The 19,195-nt window shown below is 42.9% G+C and carries 20 protein-coding genes; 5 read left to right on the plus strand and 15 right to left on the minus strand.

Translation table 11 applies throughout. The annotated features are described in order from the left end of the window. Positions 1-30 precede the first annotated feature (30 nt). The 3 genes from AC0C66_RS03890 to AC0C66_RS03900 form a co-directional block, all read right to left on the minus strand. A complete protein-coding gene (locus AC0C66_RS03890) occupies positions 31-1,281 on the minus strand; it encodes a ribonuclease H-like domain-containing protein (protein WP_072566465.1) in 1,251 nt (416 codons plus the stop codon). A gap of 15 nt (positions 1,282-1,296) precedes the next feature. Further along, positions 1,297-3,546: an ATP-dependent helicase MrfA gene (gene mrfA / locus AC0C66_RS03895; RefSeq protein WP_088679247.1), complete on the minus strand. Its 2,250-nt coding sequence runs from the start codon at positions 3,544-3,546 to the stop codon at positions 1,297-1,299. Positions 3,547-3,648: 102 nt separating this feature from the next. Further along, entirely contained in the window at positions 3,649-4,155 is a 507-nt protein-coding gene (locus AC0C66_RS03900; RefSeq protein WP_014114176.1) for a PTS sugar transporter subunit IIA, read from the minus strand. Positions 4,156-4,292: 137 nt separating this feature from the next. On the opposite strand from AC0C66_RS03900, the gene AC0C66_RS03905 reads away from it, so the two are divergent. Further along, a complete protein-coding gene (locus AC0C66_RS03905; RefSeq protein WP_461845595.1) occupies positions 4,293-4,712 on the plus strand; it encodes an Hsp20/alpha crystallin family protein in 420 nt (139 codons plus the stop codon). A 20-nt stretch (positions 4,713-4,732) separates the two neighbouring features. Here the strand turns inward: AC0C66_RS03905 and AC0C66_RS03910 are convergent, their stop codons facing one another. After that, positions 4,733-5,101 (minus strand): YppG family protein, encoded by a 369-nt coding sequence (locus AC0C66_RS03910; RefSeq protein WP_087986948.1) that lies wholly within the window; start codon positions 5,099-5,101, stop codon positions 4,733-4,735. A gap of 186 nt (positions 5,102-5,287) precedes the next feature. On the opposite strand from AC0C66_RS03910, the gene AC0C66_RS03915 reads away from it, so the two are divergent. Beyond that, the gene (locus AC0C66_RS03915) at positions 5,288-5,476 is read left to right on the plus strand and encodes a YppF family protein (protein WP_003225611.1); all 189 of its coding nucleotides are present in this window, start codon (positions 5,288-5,290) and stop codon (positions 5,474-5,476) included. A gap of 39 nt (positions 5,477-5,515) precedes the next feature. On the opposite strand, the gene AC0C66_RS03920 is transcribed toward AC0C66_RS03915, so the two are convergent. Then, positions 5,516-5,887, minus strand: coding sequence for a YppE family protein (locus AC0C66_RS03920; protein ID WP_044454164.1), 372 nt, complete (start codon positions 5,885-5,887; stop codon positions 5,516-5,518). Positions 5,888-5,932: 45 nt separating this feature from the next. Beyond that, a complete protein-coding gene (locus tag AC0C66_RS03925; RefSeq protein ID WP_014114178.1) occupies positions 5,933-6,178 on the minus strand; it encodes a DUF5446 family protein in 246 nt (81 codons plus the stop codon). A gap of 198 nt (positions 6,179-6,376) precedes the next feature. Between AC0C66_RS03925 and sspM the strand changes: the two genes are divergently transcribed. Then, positions 6,377-6,481 carry an acid-soluble spore protein SspM gene (sspM, locus tag AC0C66_RS03930; protein WP_003225606.1) on the plus strand — a complete coding sequence of 35 codons (105 nt, stop codon included), beginning with the start codon at positions 6,377-6,379 and terminating at the stop codon, positions 6,479-6,481. A 24-nt stretch (positions 6,482-6,505) separates the two neighbouring features. On the opposite strand, the gene AC0C66_RS03935 is transcribed toward sspM, so the two are convergent. Further along, complete coding sequence (locus AC0C66_RS03935) at positions 6,506-7,468, minus strand: DUF2515 domain-containing protein (protein WP_072182234.1); 963 nt, start codon at positions 7,466-7,468, stop codon at positions 6,506-6,508. 40 nt (positions 7,469-7,508) lie between these two features. On the opposite strand from AC0C66_RS03935, the gene recU reads away from it, so the two are divergent. Beyond that, a complete protein-coding gene (gene recU, locus AC0C66_RS03940) occupies positions 7,509-8,129 on the plus strand; it encodes a Holliday junction resolvase RecU (protein WP_014114180.1) in 621 nt (206 codons plus the stop codon). A gap of 21 nt (positions 8,130-8,150) precedes the next feature. Next, positions 8,151-10,892: a transglycosylase domain-containing protein gene (locus AC0C66_RS03945; RefSeq protein WP_461845596.1), complete on the plus strand. Its 2,742-nt coding sequence runs from the start codon at positions 8,151-8,153 to the stop codon at positions 10,890-10,892. A gap of 73 nt (positions 10,893-10,965) precedes the next feature. Here AC0C66_RS03945 and AC0C66_RS03950 read toward each other — a convergent pair whose 3' ends face one another. From AC0C66_RS03950 to dinG, 8 genes are all read right to left on the minus strand, one after another. Beyond that, the gene (locus AC0C66_RS03950; protein WP_014114182.1) at positions 10,966-11,460 is read right to left on the minus strand and encodes a YpoC family protein; all 495 of its coding nucleotides are present in this window, start codon (positions 11,458-11,460) and stop codon (positions 10,966-10,968) included. After that, the gene (nth, locus tag AC0C66_RS03955; protein WP_003225594.1) at positions 11,457-12,116 is read right to left on the minus strand and encodes an endonuclease III; all 660 of its coding nucleotides are present in this window, start codon (positions 12,114-12,116) and stop codon (positions 11,457-11,459) included. The genes AC0C66_RS03950 and nth overlap by 4 nt, the downstream gene beginning before the upstream one ends. Before the next feature lie 18 nt (positions 12,117-12,134). Beyond that, positions 12,135-12,833: a DNA replication protein DnaD gene (gene dnaD, locus AC0C66_RS03960; protein WP_003225592.1), complete on the minus strand. Its 699-nt coding sequence runs from the start codon at positions 12,831-12,833 to the stop codon at positions 12,135-12,137. 94 nt (positions 12,834-12,927) lie between these two features. Further along, the gene (gene asnS, locus AC0C66_RS03965) at positions 12,928-14,220 is read right to left on the minus strand and encodes an asparagine--tRNA ligase (protein ID WP_003225591.1); all 1,293 of its coding nucleotides are present in this window, start codon (positions 14,218-14,220) and stop codon (positions 12,928-12,930) included. Between the two features lie 141 nt (positions 14,221-14,361). Further along, the gene (gene aspB / locus AC0C66_RS03970; RefSeq protein WP_461845597.1) at positions 14,362-15,543 is read right to left on the minus strand and encodes an aspartate transaminase AspB; all 1,182 of its coding nucleotides are present in this window, start codon (positions 15,541-15,543) and stop codon (positions 14,362-14,364) included. Between the two features lie 22 nt (positions 15,544-15,565). Then, positions 15,566-16,051 (minus strand): cell wall elongation/penicillin-binding protein regulator TseB, encoded by a 486-nt coding sequence (gene tseB, locus AC0C66_RS03975; RefSeq protein WP_014114185.1) that lies wholly within the window; start codon positions 16,049-16,051, stop codon positions 15,566-15,568. A gap of 8 nt (positions 16,052-16,059) precedes the next feature. Then, entirely contained in the window at positions 16,060-16,230 is a 171-nt protein-coding gene (locus AC0C66_RS03980; protein WP_003225588.1) for a YpmA family protein, read from the minus strand. Positions 16,231-16,371: 141 nt separating this feature from the next. Continuing rightward, the gene (gene dinG, locus AC0C66_RS03985) at positions 16,372-19,167 is read right to left on the minus strand and encodes an ATP-dependent DNA helicase DinG (RefSeq protein ID WP_088679412.1); all 2,796 of its coding nucleotides are present in this window, start codon (positions 19,165-19,167) and stop codon (positions 16,372-16,374) included. Between the last annotated feature and the right edge of the window lie 28 nt (positions 19,168-19,195).

Raw genomic sequence — 19,195 nt, forward strand, 5'->3', positions numbered from 1 at the left:
AGTCGTCTTTTGCGCTTTCCCGGGGAATATTTAAGAGGAATATTTCCTCTTCAGCCGGGCAATTCTTACTTGCAGTTTTTCTGATTCTTTTTCTGATAAGAATGCCGCATCACTAAGTAATTGTTCTGCTATATACAATGCTTTGCCAAACTCTTTTTTCTTATGCTCAAAATATTTCGCGAGCTCTATCACAGCAGTGTATCTGCACTTCTGATTTTGGGAGCGGGACAGCTTTTCCCAAAGCGGCACTGCTTCTTCCAACCGGTTTTGTTTTTTGTACAGGAGCGATAAATCCAGCCGTGCTCTGTCCTGATCCTCAAACGACTTTTCTTTAAGCCTTTCCAGCTGTTTGACCGCTTGATCCGTTTCTTTATGGGCCATAAACCATTTCGCCATGGCATAAGCTTCACTGTGCTCAATGTGCTCTTTTGGCGCATAAGATGCTGACAGAATTTTTTTAGACATATGAATGTACAATGAAATGAGCGATAGCACATCCATTTCATTATGATGCAGGACACCTTTTAGAAGATCAGGCTCTTGCGCCTTGATAAAATGAAAGTAAAGCATTGGCGCCAAGTAGCCCGGTGTGTCTTCTTGTCTGTGAATGCCGAGCTCCTCTTTTTCAACCGTGCCAAGTGATACGCGGTCCATTTTGTGTTTCCACAGGCGTCTTGCTCCATGCAGAAGGTCAAAGTGACCGAACTCCGGGAGCTTCGGAAGTCTGTCACGGATCAATGTGTGCCTTGTTTTCACCTGCGGCCAATCAAAGGCTTTTCCGTTGTAGGTTACAAGTGATGTAATGTCAACCTCGCTTAAAAAGCTTTGATACAAGGCGACTTCATTTCCCGGTTTGGGCAAAAGATGCTGTTTGACTGTCACTCGGTCTTCATATACTCTCGCATGGCCAAGCAAAAAAATGGTATTTCCGGCTCCGCCTCCAAGACCAGTTGTTTCTGTATCAAAGAAAAAGAGACTGTTTTTGTTATACCCTTTTGCTGACAAAGTATGCGACAGGCTGCTTTGATTCCACAGTGTAATCACTTCATCAAGCTCAGAAAAACGGTATAACCCATGGCGGTGAGAAAGCGGATATTCTACTTCTCTGATGAGGCAGTATTCATCTTCGAAGAAAAAAGGCTTCATGCCAAAAGCCTCCCACTCTTCTAAAAACGGGATTTCAGCAAAATTGTTTTCTCGTTGGCCTGCTTCTATTTTATGTTCTCCTTCGTCGAGCACCATATGCTTTTTCATTCGCTGGAGTTTCCCTTTTAATGACATATCTGACCTCCCTCCTTACGCCATTTGAACCAACAGCTGCAAAATTCTTTCCTTTGCTTTTATCCCTTCTATTTCGGTACCTATACAAGACGGACAGCCGTCATGACAAGGACATTGCTTAATGAGCTGTTTTGCCGCTTCATTAATGTCTGAAAAACGTTTGAAGACTTCCTCAGCCAAACCGATGCCGCCCGGATAATGATCGTACAAAAAGATCGTCGGTAATCCGGTATGGGCTGCTTTGATTTGAGAAATGACATGAACATCGTTTCGGTCACACATAATATACACAGGGACAATATGCTGCAGCACATTTGAGATGCCAAGAAGCAGCTGTTCCAGTGTCTTTTCCCCGATGTCTTCATCTGCTGTTTTGATTTCGAGCCAAGCTGCACTTGTATGCAGTTCTTCTTCCGGCAAATGAATAGGACCAGACCCGATATTTTCAAAAGTGGTCATTTTAATTTTTTTAAAAATGGTCGGCAGGGCATTGACAGTGACGTCACCATAGTGCAATGACGTACGGCTTTTTTCCTTCGTTTTATCAATTTCTAATACTTTTAGCTGAACTGCCAGGTTGGCATCCGTGTAATATTCGACATCGACTTTTCTGACATAAGCCTTTTTATGGTCCCAATCGAGCTTCTCTACTTGATATTGAACCCCTTCATGCAAATAAATCGCTTCATCATGCAAAAGCGTCATCGCGCTAAAACGATCCATTTCACCGATAATCCTTACATTTGCAATGTCCGATTGATCAACAATAACGACATTTTCCTGTGATGCGGAACGCAAACTGATATTTGATGCAGGAAATGATTCACTTGCCCAATGATACCGTTCGCCATTCCGGTGAAGAACGGCCTCTTCCTGAAGGTACTCAAGAATATCACTTACATCCATCGGCCCAAACTCTTCATCAGCTCTAAAAGGAAGCTCATAAGCCGCACACTTTAAGTGGTCTACTAAAATAATCAAATTCTCCGGGTTGATTCTTGCAGATTCCGGCGAACGGTTAAAGAAATATTCGGGATGCCGCACAATATATTGATCGATCGGCGTTGAATTGGCGACCATGATAATCAAAGACTCACCGTGTCTTCTGCCGGCTCGCCCCGCCTGCTGCCATGCACTTGCCACACTTCCAGGATACCCCGTCATCACACACACTTGCAGCTGGCCGATATCAACACCAAGCTCTAAGGCATTCGTACTGACCACTCCTAAAATTTCGCCTTCTCTCAGACCTCTTTCGATTTCTCTTCGCTCTTTCGGAAGATAGCCTCCTCGATAGCCTCTGATCGACTTTGTCCCAATCTCTTTTTTCACAAGCTCTTGAATATGGCTTAAAATAATCTCCACCCGGACTCTGCTTCTGGCAAAAACAATGGTCTGCACTTTGTTTTTCAGGAACTCTTTCGCCAGTTCATTCACTTCTGCTGTTGCGCTCTTTCTAATATTCAACGGTTTGTTCACAATTGGCGGATTATAAAACACGAAGTGCTTCCGTCCGCTCGGGGCACCGTTGTCATCGACCAGCCTCATCGGTTTGCCCGTCAGCTGCTCTCCCAATTCCTTCGGGTTAGCAATCGTTGCGGAAGTACAAATAAAAACCGGATCACTTCCATAAAACCGGCAGATCCGCTTCAGCCGCCGGATCACATTCGCCACATGGCTCCCGAAAACGCCGCGATACGTATGAAGCTCATCGATGACGATATACTTAAGGTTTTCAAACAAACTGACCCATTTCGTATGATGCGGAAGAATGGCAGAATGCAGCATATCGGGGTTTGTAATGACAATATGACCTGCTTTTCTCACCTTTTGTCTGATTGCCGGAGACGTATCCCCGTCATATGTAAAGCTTTTAATATCAATGCCCATTTCATCAATGATTTCATTTAGCTCGCTCTTTTGGTCTTGTGCCAGCGCTTTAGTCGGAAATAAATATAGCGCCCGGTTTGTTTCGTCTTGGGCGATGGACTGCAGGACTGGGAGATTATAGCATAACGTTTTTCCTGATGCGGTTGGCGTTACGGTAACGATGCTTTCTCCTTTTTGCACATATTGAAAAGCGGAAAATTGGTGGGTATATAGTTCATCAATGCCCCTTTTCGAAAGGGCTGCTTTTATTCTTTCATCTATACTTTCAGGCATCGGCCTTGTTCTTGCTTCACGAGGCTCAATTTCATGCCAATTCACAACGTTTTCATTTCCTTTTAACTCAGAAATGAGCTCAGTCAGTGATTTCTTTTTCATTCTTTACACCTCTTTGTCAAGTACAGTTTACCGAATATTTGTTTGCATGGCTAGGTGCAAATTTTATACAATCGAACAAAAAAAGCAAGGCATACGCCCTGCTTATTTCGCTTTTATTGTAAGGAGCTTTGTTTTACCTTTGTTAGCAGCCTTTTCGCCTGCCGGCACAATTGATCCTACAGCCTCACCATTCATAATAACGATGGGGATGACTGTACTGCTCGCTTTTTCTTTGATTAATTCCAAATCACACGTAATCAGCGGGTCACCGACCTTCACTTTGTCCCCTTCTTTGATGTGGGCAGTAAACCCTTCTCCGTTCATATTGACCGTTTCCAGCCCGACATGAATTAACAGTTCAATTCCTGAGCGAGTCCGAATGCCAACGGCGTGTTTGGTGTGGAAAATCTGAATCACTTCACCTTCAACAGGTGAAACGATTTCACCGTTTGACGGTTCCACCGCTATTCCTTCCCCCATCATTTTCTGTGAAAAAACAGGGTCCGGCACATCTGTCAGGTCCAATACCGTACCGTCTGCCGGAGAATAAATAACCTCTTCTGTCACTTTTTCCTGAGTTTTGCCCATTCCGAATAATTTTTTCAGCAATGTGTTTTCTCCCTTCTCATTCGCTTCAACCGTTATCCCTTCATTCACCACTATTTAACCACACTTTCAATTTTGCTTCAATTTATAACAACATCTGGCATAGGCGCATAATCTGGATAAAAAAGGCGGTGGCAGATTTGGAATTCAATGATGACAAAAAGAACGAACTGCAAAAGAAAGAAGAAATCATCACGGAGGCAATGGATCATCTGTTTCAATCCTCAGCATTCGGCAACCTATTAAACGGATTTCAAAACCTGATCAACTCGAGTGTAAAGGATGTACAGACGACCATACATGTCAGAGAAAGAGACACTGGGCTGTATGTCGATATTACAGTTCCAGCGACGTTTCGTGATGGCGAGATCGTCGTTGATATTAAATCAAGATATCTGCACGTAACTCTCCAAGAGAAACAGAAACAGCAAAATGAGGCCACTTTTACAAGCATGACGAGAACGGTTCAGCTGCCTTATGAAGTACACCAAGAAGATATGGAAACATCTTGGAACGAGCAGACAATGACACTTTTCTTTCCGAAAAATAAGCATGAATGAACGATTCATTCATGCTTCTATCATTTAAAAAAGCTGGTAAATCCCTTTATTAAAGATCCGACCTGATTCATTGCACTCATCACTTGACCTGTCGTATCCATCATTTTATTAAAATCAAACTGCCCATTGGCTTTTTTGAACTGCGATATAATACTTTGGAATTGTGAGGGCTGCTGCTGATTAGGCCTTGGGATTGGATAAGGGTTGGAAAATACAGGCGGCTGCATAGGCATAGACTGGTTCGGAACATACGGCTGATAATATTCCTGCTGCCCATAATGCTGCTGCGGGAAGTATTGCCCAGGTGAAACCTGCTGATAATATCCCTGCATTTGCTGTGGATAATAGTAGCCCATTTGCCGAGGATAGCTTTGAGAACTCCTGTTCATTGCGATTCCCCCTAAACTCTACATGTTTCTCTTCTATATATGTATGAATGAAAACTATTGTTTGTGTCACAGGTCCTGATTCGCGTTTGTCAAATTGTGTCGAAAGTTTAAATTTTTTAAAAACAGAAAAAAGTCGAATCATTATGGTACCATATTTTCAATACAGATGAGAGGGGATGCACCATAATGAACGTATCATACTTAAGCAAACGTTTTGCAGAAATGAAGAAATATGAAACAGACTGTATGAATAAACTGATGGACTTTGCCAAGTTCCTCTATATTCAAGGACATCTCAGCACAACTGAGTTTCGTAACAGTATGAAGGTTCTCGAAGCAAATGGAGCAGAAAGCCCGGCATATGAGTTGAATTAACGTCCGGCCCCCTATAACAAACTTAAAAGAAGACAGCCTTTACCGGCTGTCTTCTCTTGCAATTTCATCCTTTACTGCGTGCAATGTATAAAGGACTGACTCAGTGATGTCCTTGAATCGTTTTTTATGAATATGATGAACATATGATTGAAGGACCAATTCCAGAAAATTATCCTTTACGGTCTCGATTTGCTCTTTATGCACATATTTCGGACGGCGGGCTTTTATCAATTCAAGCGCCCCTTGCGCCCAGTGAGCCGCCAGATCATCATTCTCTTCAACTGCAGGCTTTATCGTCTCAAAAAAATCATAAGAAAGATCACTGTCTTTTCCTTCCTGATATCGATCAGCACCTTTTTCAGCAGCTTCAATCATTTGCTCGGTCATTTCCAGCAACGTTTGTGATTGCAATACCCTTCACCTCAATGCATATCGTACCAAATTTCACTCGCAAATTCAGCCGATACGGTATACCTTTTCAAACGCATACCTGTGTTGAGGCGATTGACAAAGCTCGTTTATACAAATATGAAGGTCCATGAGTTCTTCTTCCAGCACACTCAGGCGATCGTTTTCCGTTTCCCGCATCTCAGCCTCAAAGGCAATTACAGAATGATTCAGGCTTTGCTCAGCTCGGGTTAATTCATCTTCTATATCAGAAAGCATACGGAGAATATCTGTTTTGCTTACATAACCGGACATTCGTGTACCTCCCTTTCCTCGTCTCTCCCGGTTAACATTCTTTGCTCTTCAGGCTCTTTCCTTCCTCATGACAAAACTAGAAGCAAATCGCCAAACAAACAGGCATTCCACGAAAAGCTGAAGTTTTCGACAAAAAGACCCGCAAAAATTGTATGATCCTCTCCCTTAATGCAAACGATACTTGTGAGGAGGTGCCGTATGAAAACAAGACCGAAAAAAGCCGGCCAGCAAAAAAAGACGGAATCAAAAGCAATCGATTCTTTAGATAAAAAACTAGGCGGCCCGAACCGCCCTTCTACGTAAGAAGCAAGGAAATTCCTTGCTTCTTTATTTTTTCAGCCAATGCTCCACCGCAAAAAGCGCATGAAGCTGGCGTTTTTTATGTAAATACCAGTCTGTCAATTCAATCTGCTTCGGCAATTCCTCACGCCTAAAGAACGCTTTCTTGATCTTTCCATGAAACCAATCTGTCTTCTCTCCGTCTAATGAGTGGATTACCTCAGGATAGCATGTCCTTAACATAGGAGATGTTCTTTTTGTGATCCCGATCATTTTTTCCATATCAAAACGGGAGCCTGTGTGCGGCACTGTATGCAAAAAGTGATAAAAAGAGCAGAACAATTCCGGACTGAACAGCAATTGAGACAGCTGCTTTCCCAGCCTTACCCTTTCCTCTGTCTTTGAAAAGCGTTTCACTGAAATGCCGTAAAGAAACCCGTCTGAAGAAGGAAAAATAACCGTGTTAAAATGAAACCAATCACTTAAATAAAAAGGAATCGTGTCAAAAACATTCTTTTTAAACGAAGGATTTTGTATAATAGGTGTTTGGATAGTGTTTTGTTCATTTATAATGAGGGCATACATCAGCCGCTCCGTGTTTCGCTCATGCCAAAAACGGGCCCATTCTTCCGTCATAAATTGCGAGACCCCAAACACATGCAGGTGATGGAACAGCGGTTTCCCGATTTTTTTTGACCAGTGGTACAAAAGAAGCTGCGGATAGGCATCCGAAAAAATAAGCCAGTTCGCTCTTTCATAGGCTAAAAAGAACCACTTTTGCTGTCTCTCACGGAGTCCAAGCTGAAACAGACTGCCTTTTAAGTCAGTCATTGACCAGCCGGCATTGCGAGAAACGAAGGATGCCAAAAGCGACCATTTAATTTCCGGATGACGGTCATAAAACGCTTTATATGCGTTCGTTCTTGAAATGTTATCTGCGTTTTTTGATTTTGTCTGCCGCTCAATCCGGCACAGAAGCTTTCTGATGGTCTGTTGTTCTTGCACGTTCATTCACTTCCGTCATGAATAGTTTAATAAGGAGGATGAGAAAGTGATTCGTTATCCTAACGGAAAAACGTTCCAGCCGAAACATTCGGTTTCATCCCAAAACAGTCAGAAAAGGGCCCCGTCTTACAGTAATCGCGGGATGACCCTCGAAGATGACTTAAACGAAACGAATAAGTATTATCTGACAAACCAAATTGCCGTCATACACAAAAAGCCGACACCAGTTCAAATTGTAAATGTCCATTATCCAAAAAGAAGCGCCGCAGTGATTAAAGAAGCTTACTTTAAACAATCATCGACAACAGATTATAACGGGATTTACAAAGGGCGGTATATTGATTTTGAGGCGAAAGAAACGAAAAACAAGACCTCTTTCCCCCTGCAGAATTTCCATGACCATCAAATCGAGCATATGAAGCAGGTAAAGGCTCAAGACGGTATTTGTTTTGTTATTATATCCGCTTTCGACCAGGTTTATTTTTTGGAAGCCGATAAGCTGTTTTTTTTCTGGGACAGAAAAGAAAAAAACGGCAGAAAATCAATTCGAAAAGATGAGTTAGAGGAATCAGCATACCCGATTTCTCTTGGATACGCACCTAGAATTGATTATATTAGTATTATTGAACAGCTTTATTTTTCGCCATCTTCTAGTGCGAAAGGTTGATTAACGAAAGGTTGAGATGTTATGTCAGATCAATTTAACAGCCGTGAAGCTCGACGAAAAGCGAACAGCAAATCGAGTCCTTCACCGAAAAAAGGCAAGAAACGAAAAAAAGGCGGATTGTTTAAAAAGACCCTTTTTACTTTACTCATTTTGTTTGTTTTAGGCGTAGTCGGCGGTGCGGTAACATTTGCCGTCATGGTTTCAGATGCTCCATCATTGGATGAAAACAAATTAAAGACGCCTTATTCATCGACAATTTATGATAAAAACGGAAAAGAAATCGCTGAATACGGCTCCGAAAAGAGGACCTACGTCTCGATAGATGAAATTCCCGATGTTGTAAAAGAAGCCTTTATTGCGACAGAGGACGCCCGTTTTTATGAGCACCACGGGATTGACCCTGTCCGTATCGGAGGCGCCTTAGTCGCCAACTTTACAGATGGCTTCGGGGCTGAAGGCGGAAGTACGATCACACAGCAGGTCGTCAAGAACTCCCTTCTTTCTCATCAGAAGACGCTGAAACGGAAAGTGCAGGAAGTTTGGCTATCGATTCAGCTTGAACGCAATTACTCTAAAGATGAAATTTTAGAAATGTATTTAAACCGGATTTATTTTTCTCCTAGAGCATACGGAATCGGAAAAGCGGCGGAAGAATTTTTCGGCGTCACAGATTTAAGCAAATTGACTGTGGAACAAGCTGCGACACTTGCGGGTATGCCGCAAAGCCCGACAGCGTACAATCCCGTTAAAAACCCGGATAAAGCGGAAAAACGGCGGAATATTGTACTAAGTCTGATGAAAAAGCAAGGATTTATTTCTGATTCTGAATATAACAAAGCGAAAAAAGTGGCAGTGAAAGACGAAGGCGTTGTGTCACAGAAGGAATATGAAAAAACAAATTCAAATAAATACAGCGCGTTTGTTGAAGAAGTCATGAAAGAAATTGAAGAAAAATCTGATGTCAATCCAGGTACTGACGGATTAAAAATTTATACGACATTAGATACAAAAGCACAAGACAAACTAGATGAATTAATGAACGGAGACACCGTCGGATTTACTGAAGGCATGCAGGGCGGCGTTACGCTTCTCGATACAAAAACTGGAGAAGTAAGCGCGATTGGTGCAGGACGCAATCAGCCTGTCGGAGGCTTTAACTATGCAACTCAAACTGAGGCACAGCCTGGTTCAACCATAAAGCCGATTTTGGACTACGGCCCAGTTATCGAAAACAAAAAATGGTCCACGTACGAACAAATTGATGACTCAGCTTATACGTATTCGAATGGAAAACCAATCCGTGATTGGGACCGTAAATATCTAGGGTCTATCTCTATGCGTTACGCTCTTGCACAATCAAGAAATATCCCAGCTTTAAAAGCATTCCAGGCAGTCGGTAAAGATACTGCTGTAGACTTTGCAAATGGACTTGGACTTGGATTAACAAAAGATAATGTATCAGAGGCCTATTCAATTGGCGGTTTTGGTGGAGACGATGGTGTTTCTCCTCTAAAAATGGCAGGCGCATACAGCGCGTTTGGAAATAACGGAACGTATAATGCACCACATTTTGTAAAGTCTATTGAATTTAACGATGGCACGAAGCTTGACTTAACACCGAAATCAAAATCAGCAATGAGCGATTATACTGCGTTTATGATTACAGATATGCTGAAAACAGCTGTTAAGACAGGAACTGGACAGCTTGCACAAGTACCCGGTGTGGAAGTAGCAGGAAAAACAGGGACAACAAACTTTGATGAAAATGAAGTCCAAAGGTACAATATCGCAAGCGGCGGTGCCCGAGATTCTTGGTTTGTCGGCTACACACCGCAATATACAGCAGCAGTCTGGACAGGTATGGGAGAAAACGAAGCTGGAAAGAAATCTCTTTCAGCTGAAGAGCAAAAAGTTGCAAAGCGCATTTTCGCCCAACTCATTGCCGACGTCGATGACGGAAGCGGATCATTTGAGAAGCCTGACAGCGTGGTGGAAGCCACTGTAGAAAAAGGCTCTAACCCGGCAAAACTGGCAGGACCAAATACGCCAAGCGATAAAAAGCTCACAGAGTACTTTGTAAAAGGCACAGCTCCTTCTACTGTTTCTAAAACATATGAGAAAGAAGAAAAAGAAGAAACAGAAAAACTGTCTGGTTTAAGCGTGAAATATGATAAAGACAATCAATCTTTGACATTAAGCTGGAATTACGATGGAGATGCGACCTTTGCTGTTAAGCAATCTGTTGATGGCGGCAGCTACTCAGAAATTCAAAACAGCTCTGCAAAAGAGGCAGTCATTTCGGGCGTGCAGCCAGGATCTGTATACAAATTCGAAGTAACAGCCGTCAGTGATGATGGCAAAAATACAGCTTCCACATCCTATGAAGTACCGAAAGCTGAAGATGATGAAGATAAAGAAGATCAGCAACAAACGGATGATGAAAATAAAGATGATGAGAAGACTCAGGATGACACACAAACTGATGATTCTCAAACAGATGACAGTCAGACAGATAAAGATAAGACAGATGATTCAACAAACGACCAAGACAAAAAACAAGACAACACGAACACCAATCCGCCCGACAACAATAACCAAGACCAACCTAACAATAACAACAACAATAACAACAACAGCAACAACCAAGATACGTCGGATGGTGATACGAACTCAGATACGAATGATTCATCAGGTTCTGATACAAATAAAAACAAAACAGAAACACAAACGAACTTATCATCAACAACTGAAAAAACAAATTAAACAAAAAGCCATCACCTTTTGGGTGATGGCTTTTCTCTTCATAATAAAAAACCTCTCCTTTTATGGAGAGGTTTTATCGATTCATCGCATGGTATTTATAAAAATGCTTTTTCATTTCAGTAAACAGCTCATCAAGCTGAATAAAGCAATGGTATTGGGTCGGCTTTAGAAGAATAAATTCTACTCGTTCAGCCCAATTGATCGGCTTGGCGGGGAATGATTTCTCCGTCAGTTCTGCCCAATCAAGCGATTTCACCCGCTCACCTGCTGTCCAGTGAAGCGAAGCCAGCAAACACACAATGCCCTTCAGCATATCATTTTGGTCGCATCTCGATTTTCGTGTTTGAAAAACAGGGAGAAGTGATGCTTTAATGTCTTCCCACACATTAAATAATAGCGGAACATACTTACCGCTGTCCTCCCATGGCAAAATGCCTTGAGATTCCGTGCAGAAATCAAAATACACTGGGTTGATCTGCAAGGCTTCTTTCATATCCGAGGAGCTCAGCTGGCCAAGACTGCGCAAGTATTGCTCATAAGAAGCCAACACTTCTTTCGCTTGCGTCATCGTTTCACCAGTCCTTTTTTATCTCTCTTCTGCCCTTCTCTGCACAGAGAAAGCAGCGGGCATTCCGCACAGCGCGGTGACTGGGCCTTACAGTGATATCTGCCGAAGAAAATAAGCCGGTGATGCGTAACGGACCAGTCTTCTTTCGGAACCTTGCGCATCAACGTCTTTTCCACTTCCAGCACCGAGTCCTTCCAACGGCAGATTCCCAAACGCTTGCTGACTCTCTCCACATGGGTATCTACGGCGATGGCCGGCACGCCAAAGGCAACGGATACCACGACGTTGGCGGTCTTTCTTCCGACACCTGGCAGTTTGACAAGCTCATCACGGTCTCGCGGCACTTCCCCGCCGTAATCTTCAATAATCATTTTGCTTAGTTTTTGGATGTTTTTCGCTTTATTGCGATACAAACCGATTGATTTAATATCCTGCTGAAGCTCTTCCAGCGAAACAGCCAAATAGTCTTCCGGCCGTTTATATTTTTGAAATAATGTTTTGGTCACTCTGTTTACAAGTGCATCTGTGCATTGAGCAGATAATGCGACTGCCACCACTAATTCAAAAGGATTGGAATGAACCAGTTCACACTCTGCGTGGGGAAACATGTCGCCTATCTTGTCTAAACAGAATTCAATTTGTTTTAGATTTAACACGATTGTCACCTTTTCACTTTATTGTTCAAGCCAATTGTAAAAAGGAACCTGCCTTTTATACTCTTTTTGCGGTTCATTCTGCTTTGCTTGTACCTTCCGGAATTTTTGGCTGTGGATTTTAGCCTGTTCTACAGTTTTCAGCCCGTTTTTCTTCCACTCAAACAAAATCCGGTCAATGTAGCGGAAGCTGAGTTTCCCTGAGAGTACAGCCTCTTTTAACGCGTGTTTGATCAGCTGTGCGTCATGCTGATCTTGATCCTGCCAAATGGCCAGTGTTTCACACTCCAAAGGTGATAAGGGTCTGGCGAACTCTTCCTCAAAAATGGTATAAAGGCTTTTTTGTTCCCCTTCTGCTTTTCTTTCCTGTGTTTGAGTCTGTGCAAGCTGTATATACTCGTACAGCTTACCCCATAAAGGCTGAAGAGAATATTTCTCAAATTTGATGCCATTTTGGTCTTCGCATTCTTCAATAAACAGAAAACCTTTTTGAATGAACATCCGCAATCTGTTTGTGCATTCCTCAACAGAAATTGACATCCCTTCCTGCAGCTGATTCGGTGTAGGAAAATAAGAGCCTTTTTCTAAATGCATTTTGATTTTTAACAGCAGGATAAGTTCTGTTTCATTAAGCCCGAGCTGTTTATAATGCGTGAGCAGAAGATTAGGGATTGTTGACGTTCCCTGTTCCTGCATGTCAATAAATTGATGTTTTTTCATTGTCACACCTCTTACTGTAAAGGATCACGATTTCCCCTTTACTGTAAAAAGTCTCCCTTGCAGGAGACTCTTTTTCTTGTTTCATTTGAATGTATTACGGATACAGGCGGTTTAATAGTCTTGGGAACGGAATGGTTTCACGAACGTGAGGCGCTCCGCTGATCCAAGCTACTGTCCGCTCTAATCCAAGGCCGAAGCCGGAATGAGGAACTGATCCATATTTTCTAAGTTCAGCATACCATTTATATGCGTCAGAATCCAGTCCATGTTCTTTAAGACGAGCTTCCAAAAGTTCCATATCGTGAATCCGTTCAGATCCGCCGATGATTTCTCCATAGCCTTCCGGCGCAATCAGGTCAGCGCAAAGCACGACATCATCACGGTCAGAGGCAGGCTGCATATAGAATGGTTTTAAGGACGTCGGGTAGCGGGTGATGAAAACCGGTTTGTCATAGTGTTCGGCAATTGCTGTTTCATGAGGCGCTCCGAAGTCATCTCCCCACTCGATATCATCAAAGCCTTTTTCTTTCAGAAAATCAATCGCTTCGTCATATGTGATTCTTGGGAACGGAGCTTTGATTTGCTCAAGTTTTGACGTGTCTCTTCCTAATGTGTTTAATTCAATTTTGCAATTCTTAAGAACTGATTGCACAATGAATGAAACGTAATTTTCCTGTACTTGAAGGTTTTCTTCAAATTCTACAAACGCCATTTCCGGTTCGATCATCCAGAATTCGATCAAGTGGCGCTTTGTTTTAGACTTTTCCGCTCTGAATGTCGGTCCGAAGGAGAATACTTTTCCTAAAGCCATTGCCGCAGCTTCCATGTAAAGCTGACCGCTTTGAGACAGGTAAGCATCTTCATCAAAGTACTTTGTCGCAAAGAGCTCTGTTGTTCCTTCAGGTGCGCTTCCAGTCAGAATCGGCGGATCCACTTTTACGAAGCCTTCATTATTAAAGAATTCGTAAGTCGCGCGAATGATTTCATTACGGATTTTCATGATCGCATGCTGGCGTTTTGAACGCAGCCATAAATGTCTGTGATCCATCAAGAATTCCGTGCCGTGCTCTTTTGGCGTAATTGGATAATCAGTCGCTTCGTGAATGACTTCAATACCTGTCACAGCTAGTTCATAACCAAGCGGAGAACGCTCGTCCTCTTTGACAATCCCTTTTATATAGAGTGACGTTTCCTGCGTCACTGATTTAGCTGTTTGGAAAATGCTTTCTTCCACTTCCGCTTTTACTACGACACCTTGAATAAATCCGGTACCGTCCCGCAGCTGTAAAAACGCGATTTTCCCGCTTGAACGCTTATTAGCGACCCAAGCTCCGATCATTACTTCCTCACCTACGTGCTTGTACACTTGGTTGATTGTTGTTTTCAACATATTTCCCTCCAAAACAAGAAAGACATTCGGAAGCCCATTGCCCCGAACTCTATTATCATCACTTTATTATACCCGCTCTTAACTAACCGGGTCAATGCAGATAAAAAGCGGCTTTTCTTTCAGCCGCTTTTTAATCTGTTAGCTATGTTTTTCGACAAAACGCTTGATTCTTTCAACCGCTTTTTCAAGAAGCTCTAACGATGTTGCGTAAGACAGACGGACATTATCAGGAGAGCCAAAGCCAGATCCAGGAACAATCGCAACTTTTTCCTCCTCAAGAAGCGCTTTAACAAATTCATCTACATCTTTGAATCCGCAAGATTGGGCTGCTTCTCTTGCATTCGGGAACAAGTAAAAAGCACCTTCTGGCTTCACACAGCTGAACCCAGGGATTTCTACGAGCTTTGCATAGATTGTATGTAATCTATGTTCAAATGCTTCTCTCATTTCCTCCAATGGCTCAGAAGGCCCGTTATAAGCAGCAATTGCTCCGTACTGTGCGATTGATGTCGGATTTGACGTACTGTGGCTTGCAAGGTTCGTCATCGCTTTAATAATGTCTCCAGACCCAGCTGCATAACCGATTCTCCAGCCCGTCATGCTGTGTGACTTCGACACGCCGTTAATAATAATCGTCTGCTCTTTCAGACTGTCAGACAGCTGTGCAATGGAAACGTGTTTCTTTCCGCCGTATGTAAGTTTTTCATAAATTTCATCAGACACAATCAGGATGTCATGTTCAAGGCACACTTCACCAAGCGCTGCCAATTCTTCTTCCGTATACATGACACCAGTCGGGTTGCTTGGAGAGTTAATGACGATCGCTTTTGTTTTATCCGTGATCGCATTTTTCAGCTGTTCAGGAGAAATCTTGAAATGATTTTCCTCAAGCCCTTCTACATAAACAGGCTTTCCGCCAGCGAGTTTCACCTGCTCCGGATAGCTTACCCAGTAAGGCGTTGGAATAATGACTTCATCTCCTTCATCCAAAATCACTTGGAAAAGGGTGTACAGAGCATGTTTGGCACCAGTGCAGACAATAATTTGAGACGGTTTGTATTCAATATTCTGGTCACGTTTAAATTTCTCTGCAATGCTGTTTTTCAGTTCAGCCAGACCACCTGAAGGCGTGTATTTCGTATGGCCTTCGTTCATTGAACGTACAGCGGCATCAATAATGTGCTGCGGTGTATTGAAGTCAGGTTCGCCTGCTCCTAAGCCGATGACATCATGGCCCGCCGCTTTCAGTTCTTTCGCTTTCGCTGTGATTGCCAGTGTGGTAGATGGTGTTAATGCGGATACTCTTTTTGCCAGTTTCAACTTGAACTCCCCCTAATTCGTCTTAAGGCGTGATATTTTTGAGAATCTTTCCAGTTGTAAAGTCCACATAACTTAAACTGTATTGACCTTCTTTGTCTAAGTACGTCACTTCCCAAAGCAGGACATTTCCTTCTCTTGCCAGGTGAACCTCTTTTTGCTTTGAAACCAGCCCTTCATCCTGTATGATTTTTGCCGCTTTGTCTTCCGAGATACCCTCTTTTGCTTCTTTTGAGAGAATTTTTGCTTTTTTATCAGCAGGAACCCAGACATATAATGTAGTGCCTTTTTTGTCCGTTCCCTTTACGATATAATATTTTTCTTTTCCGACAAATGTTTCGACTTGATCAACGTTGGCGAGATCGGTTTCTTTTTTAGCTTCAGCAGCTGCTGCTTCGTGCCCCTCTTCCTTTTGTGCCATGGCTGATTTATAAATACTTGCCGAGACAAGAAGTACTGCTAAAAAAATAATACCAAAAATGGCGGTAAATATTAATGCTTTTTTTCTCATCTTCTCACCTACGTACGATAAATGGTAAAAACGGCTTGGTTTTTGTTTTCTTCATCCAGCGCAAGGCCGAACATCAGATTGTCTCTCTTCAGTGTCCGATTCAGTGTGTCTACAATTTTATACAGGTCATCAGAATGCTCTACGTTAATTGTTGAAAGAATTTCGATTTTGCTTTCCATTTTTTCATCCTCCAGTTTGAACAAATATTGTTAGTCATACTCCATTTCAGGACACGCCATACTAGTATCACAGAGCGGCAAAACCGCTTTTAAATAAAACACCATCCTACTCCCACACCGGAAAGCCGCTTTATGCGGCTTTTATTCATTTTCCCCGGCAACGTAAGCCTCAAGCTCGCTGTCAGTCATTTCAGATACGGAGGTTGTCGGCAAGGCATCAAGAAACAGCCGGCCGTAACCAGCCGTTTTAATCCGTCGGTCCAATATGACAATCGTCCCTTTGTCTCCGGCTGTCCGCAGCAAGCGGCCGATTCCTTGTCTGAAGGTCAGCACAGCTTCCGGAAGTGATACTGTTTGAAACGGGTTCCGCCCTTTTTTGCGGGCAAGCTCACATTTTGCAGCATGAAGCGGATGATCAGGGGACCGGAATGGAAGCCTCACGATCATTACCGTTGTCAGCTCATCACCAGGGAAATCAACGCCTTCCCAAAAGTGATTCGTACCAAGCAGGATCGCCTGATTAGATGTTTTAAAAGTCTTCATCAGTTTTCCAGGACTTCCGCCTGTAATTCCTTGCGCTAAGAGCTGAATGCCGGTAGCGCTCATCACGTGCTTAAGTTCCTGATGAACCTTTTTCAGCATATCATGGGATGTTAACAGCACAAGGATTTTAGGCTGTTTTTCCTTTGCCATCAGTTCAATATAACGGGCCGTATCCTGTATAAATTCAGCTTGCCCCGTATCTTGGATTGATTTCATTTCTTTTGGAATCAACACCCGCATGCGCTCATCGTAAGAAAAAGGCGACTCAATTCTCATTGTCCGCGGGAAAAAGTCACCCAGCCCCAGTCGTTCAATCATAAATTGAAAAGTATCTTCGACTGTAAGGGTTGCAGATGTAAGCACCACACTGTTTTTGCGCGCGAAAAACTGATCAGCCAGAAGTTCACCAGGTTCAAGCGGCTGTGCGTAAATGGCCACCGCATTTTTCGCTCCCTTTGCGTCTATTTCAATCCAAACGGCTTCATCGTCTTGAGACTCAAAGAACAGTTTCTGCAACGTCTGACAGTACTGCTGCAAGCCTTTCATGCTTCTTTGATATTCATCCGCTAAAAAGACGGTTTTGCTCTTCATACTCGTCAGATGTTTTTCCATCAGGGCCGACTGTGCCTCAAAAAGCTGCTGCAAATGTGTCAGCATAGAACAAAGCCTCTCCGCTCCATCCGTTAAAATCGACCAGCTTTTATCTTGGCTTTCTTTGTTCACCTTAAAAACTAGACGGTTTAAGTCTTCTTTAGGTTTTCTTCGTTTGACAAAAGAATGCACTGAGCTGAAGAAAGCATCACTTTCTGCTTGAATGTGCTGAATCCACTCTTCCAATTCGAAGAAGGAATCAACCGGCAGGCTGTTTCGCTGGAATAGCTGTCTCATCTTTTTTAGGAGTCCCTGCTCCTTCAAAGTGCCGATTCTGCTCAATTTAGTATGCAATTCTATGTACGTGGCTCTTTTTCCTAAATGTTCGCTTGCCGCACGTTCAAAATGATGTGCTTCATCGATAATAAATGTGCCGCTTTCAGGGAGCCTTTTTTTCTGGCTGCCTTCATCGGTCAGCAAAAGAGAATGGTTGGTGATCACCAAATCGGAACGCATAGCAATCTGTTTGGCCCGCTCATAAAAGCCGGTCACATTCTCATTGCGACTTCTTTTATAGGATTCATCGTCATAAGCCAATCTGTCCCACAGCAATTTTCCGCCTGAAGGCAAATTCAGTTCAGCTACATCTCCTGTGTTAGTCTCTGTCAGCCAAACGAGGAGCTGTGCCTTTGTCAGTACGGCATCATAATTATCATCGTCTTCATGAAGCACCTGCTCGAATTTATACAGGCATAAATAATGCGATTGCCCTTTTAAAATCGCCGCTGTTACCGGAAATGGAAACAGATCTTGGACAATCGGCAAATCCTTTGTCAGAATCTGCTGCTGCAAAAGCGTTGAATACGTACTGATAATGACCGGCTTTTTTGATTTCTTGGCAAAAAGCGCAGCTGGAATAAGATAGCCAATCGTTTTTCCGATTCCCGGAGGAGCTTCAATCAGCGCATGCTCACGATTGGCAAACGCTTCTGCTACCTCTTTCATCATCATCATTTGGCCTTCTCTTTTTTCATACCCAGGCATTAACTCTGACAGCGCTTTTTCATTTCCCGCTTCCCAATTTTCGATCTCAAATGAGAAGTTCCCCTCTTCATTGACACGTTCATCGATTGATTGGGGTTCTCTGACAGAAAAAGAGGAAAAGCGCGCATAACCCGGTATTTCGGTATGTCTGTTTTCATAAATGAACATATCCAACAAATGCGTCAGATCACTGATAAAATGCTGCGAGAGCCTTCTTAACTGCTTTAATGTCGGATAAGGAAGCTGCCGCAGCTTTTCAAGGATTTCCAAAAAAATAAGCCCTGTCACTTCAGCGTCGCTGTCAGCCCGATGCGGCTGATCATGCCGCAGTTGAAGCTCCTCGCTTAATTCGGTCAGCTTATATCCCTCAAATCCCGGAAAAACAATACGGGAGAGCTCGACAGTATCCAGCACTTCACAATCTGGGAGATGAAAGCCCGCCTTATGTAACTCATACTTGACAAACCCAAGGTCAAAATGGATATTGTGGGCGACAAAATAAGCGCCGTCAAGCAAATGGAACACTTCTTCAGCGACAGCCTCAAACGGCTGTTCATGCTCTACCATTTGATTAGAGATTCCAGTAAGCTGCTCAATAAAAGCAGGAATGGATTTATTTGGATTAATATATTTTGAAAACCGCTCAGTAATTTGTCCATTTTCGATTACAACCGCTGCGATTTGTATGATTTTATCGCCTTTCTTCGGCGAATTCCCTGTTGTTTCTACATCTATAACAACGAACCGTTGCTTATTCATTAAAATGGACACCTCAATTCTTGCATAC

It is taken from the genome of Bacillus sp. VA13 (genome assembly GCF_055710085.1).

Excerpts from the sequence above, each read along its gene's own strand:
- AC0C66_RS03910 (WP_087986948.1), bottom strand. The coding sequence starts at position 5,101 with ATGAACAGGAGTTCTCAAAGCTATCCTCGGCAAATGGGCTACTATTAT.
- AC0C66_RS03935 (WP_072182234.1), bottom strand. The coding sequence starts at position 7,468 with ATGAACGTGCAAGAACAACAGACCATCAGAAAGCTTCTGTGCCGGATT.
- dinG (WP_088679412.1), bottom strand. The coding sequence starts at position 19,167 with ATGAATAAGCAACGGTTCGTTGTTATAGATGTAGAAACAACAGGGAAT.
- AC0C66_RS03890 (WP_072566465.1), bottom strand. The coding sequence starts at position 1,281 with ATGTCATTAAAAGGGAAACTCCAGCGAATGAAAAAGCATATGGTGCTC.
- sspM (WP_003225606.1), top strand. The coding sequence starts at position 6,377 with ATGAAAACAAGACCGAAAAAAGCCGGCCAGCAAAAAAAGACGGAATCA.
- AC0C66_RS03945 (WP_461845596.1), top strand. The coding sequence starts at position 8,151 with ATGTCAGATCAATTTAACAGCCGTGAAGCTCGACGAAAAGCGAACAGC.
- tseB (WP_014114185.1), bottom strand. The coding sequence starts at position 16,051 with ATGAGAAAAAAAGCATTAATATTTACCGCCATTTTTGGTATTATTTTT.
- AC0C66_RS03915 (WP_003225611.1), top strand. The coding sequence starts at position 5,288 with ATGAACGTATCATACTTAAGCAAACGTTTTGCAGAAATGAAGAAATAT.
- dnaD (WP_003225592.1), bottom strand. The coding sequence starts at position 12,833 with ATGAAAAAACATCAATTTATTGACATGCAGGAACAGGGAACGTCAACA.
- mrfA (WP_088679247.1), bottom strand. The coding sequence starts at position 3,546 with ATGAAAAAGAAATCACTGACTGAGCTCATTTCTGAGTTAAAAGGAAAT.
- AC0C66_RS03950 (WP_014114182.1), bottom strand. The coding sequence starts at position 11,460 with ATGACGCAAGCGAAAGAAGTGTTGGCTTCTTATGAGCAATACTTGCGC.
- AC0C66_RS03980 (WP_003225588.1), bottom strand. The coding sequence starts at position 16,230 with ATGGAAAGCAAAATCGAAATTCTTTCAACAATTAACGTAGAGCATTCT.
- AC0C66_RS03925 (WP_014114178.1), bottom strand. The coding sequence starts at position 6,178 with ATGTCCGGTTATGTAAGCAAAACAGATATTCTCCGTATGCTTTCTGAT.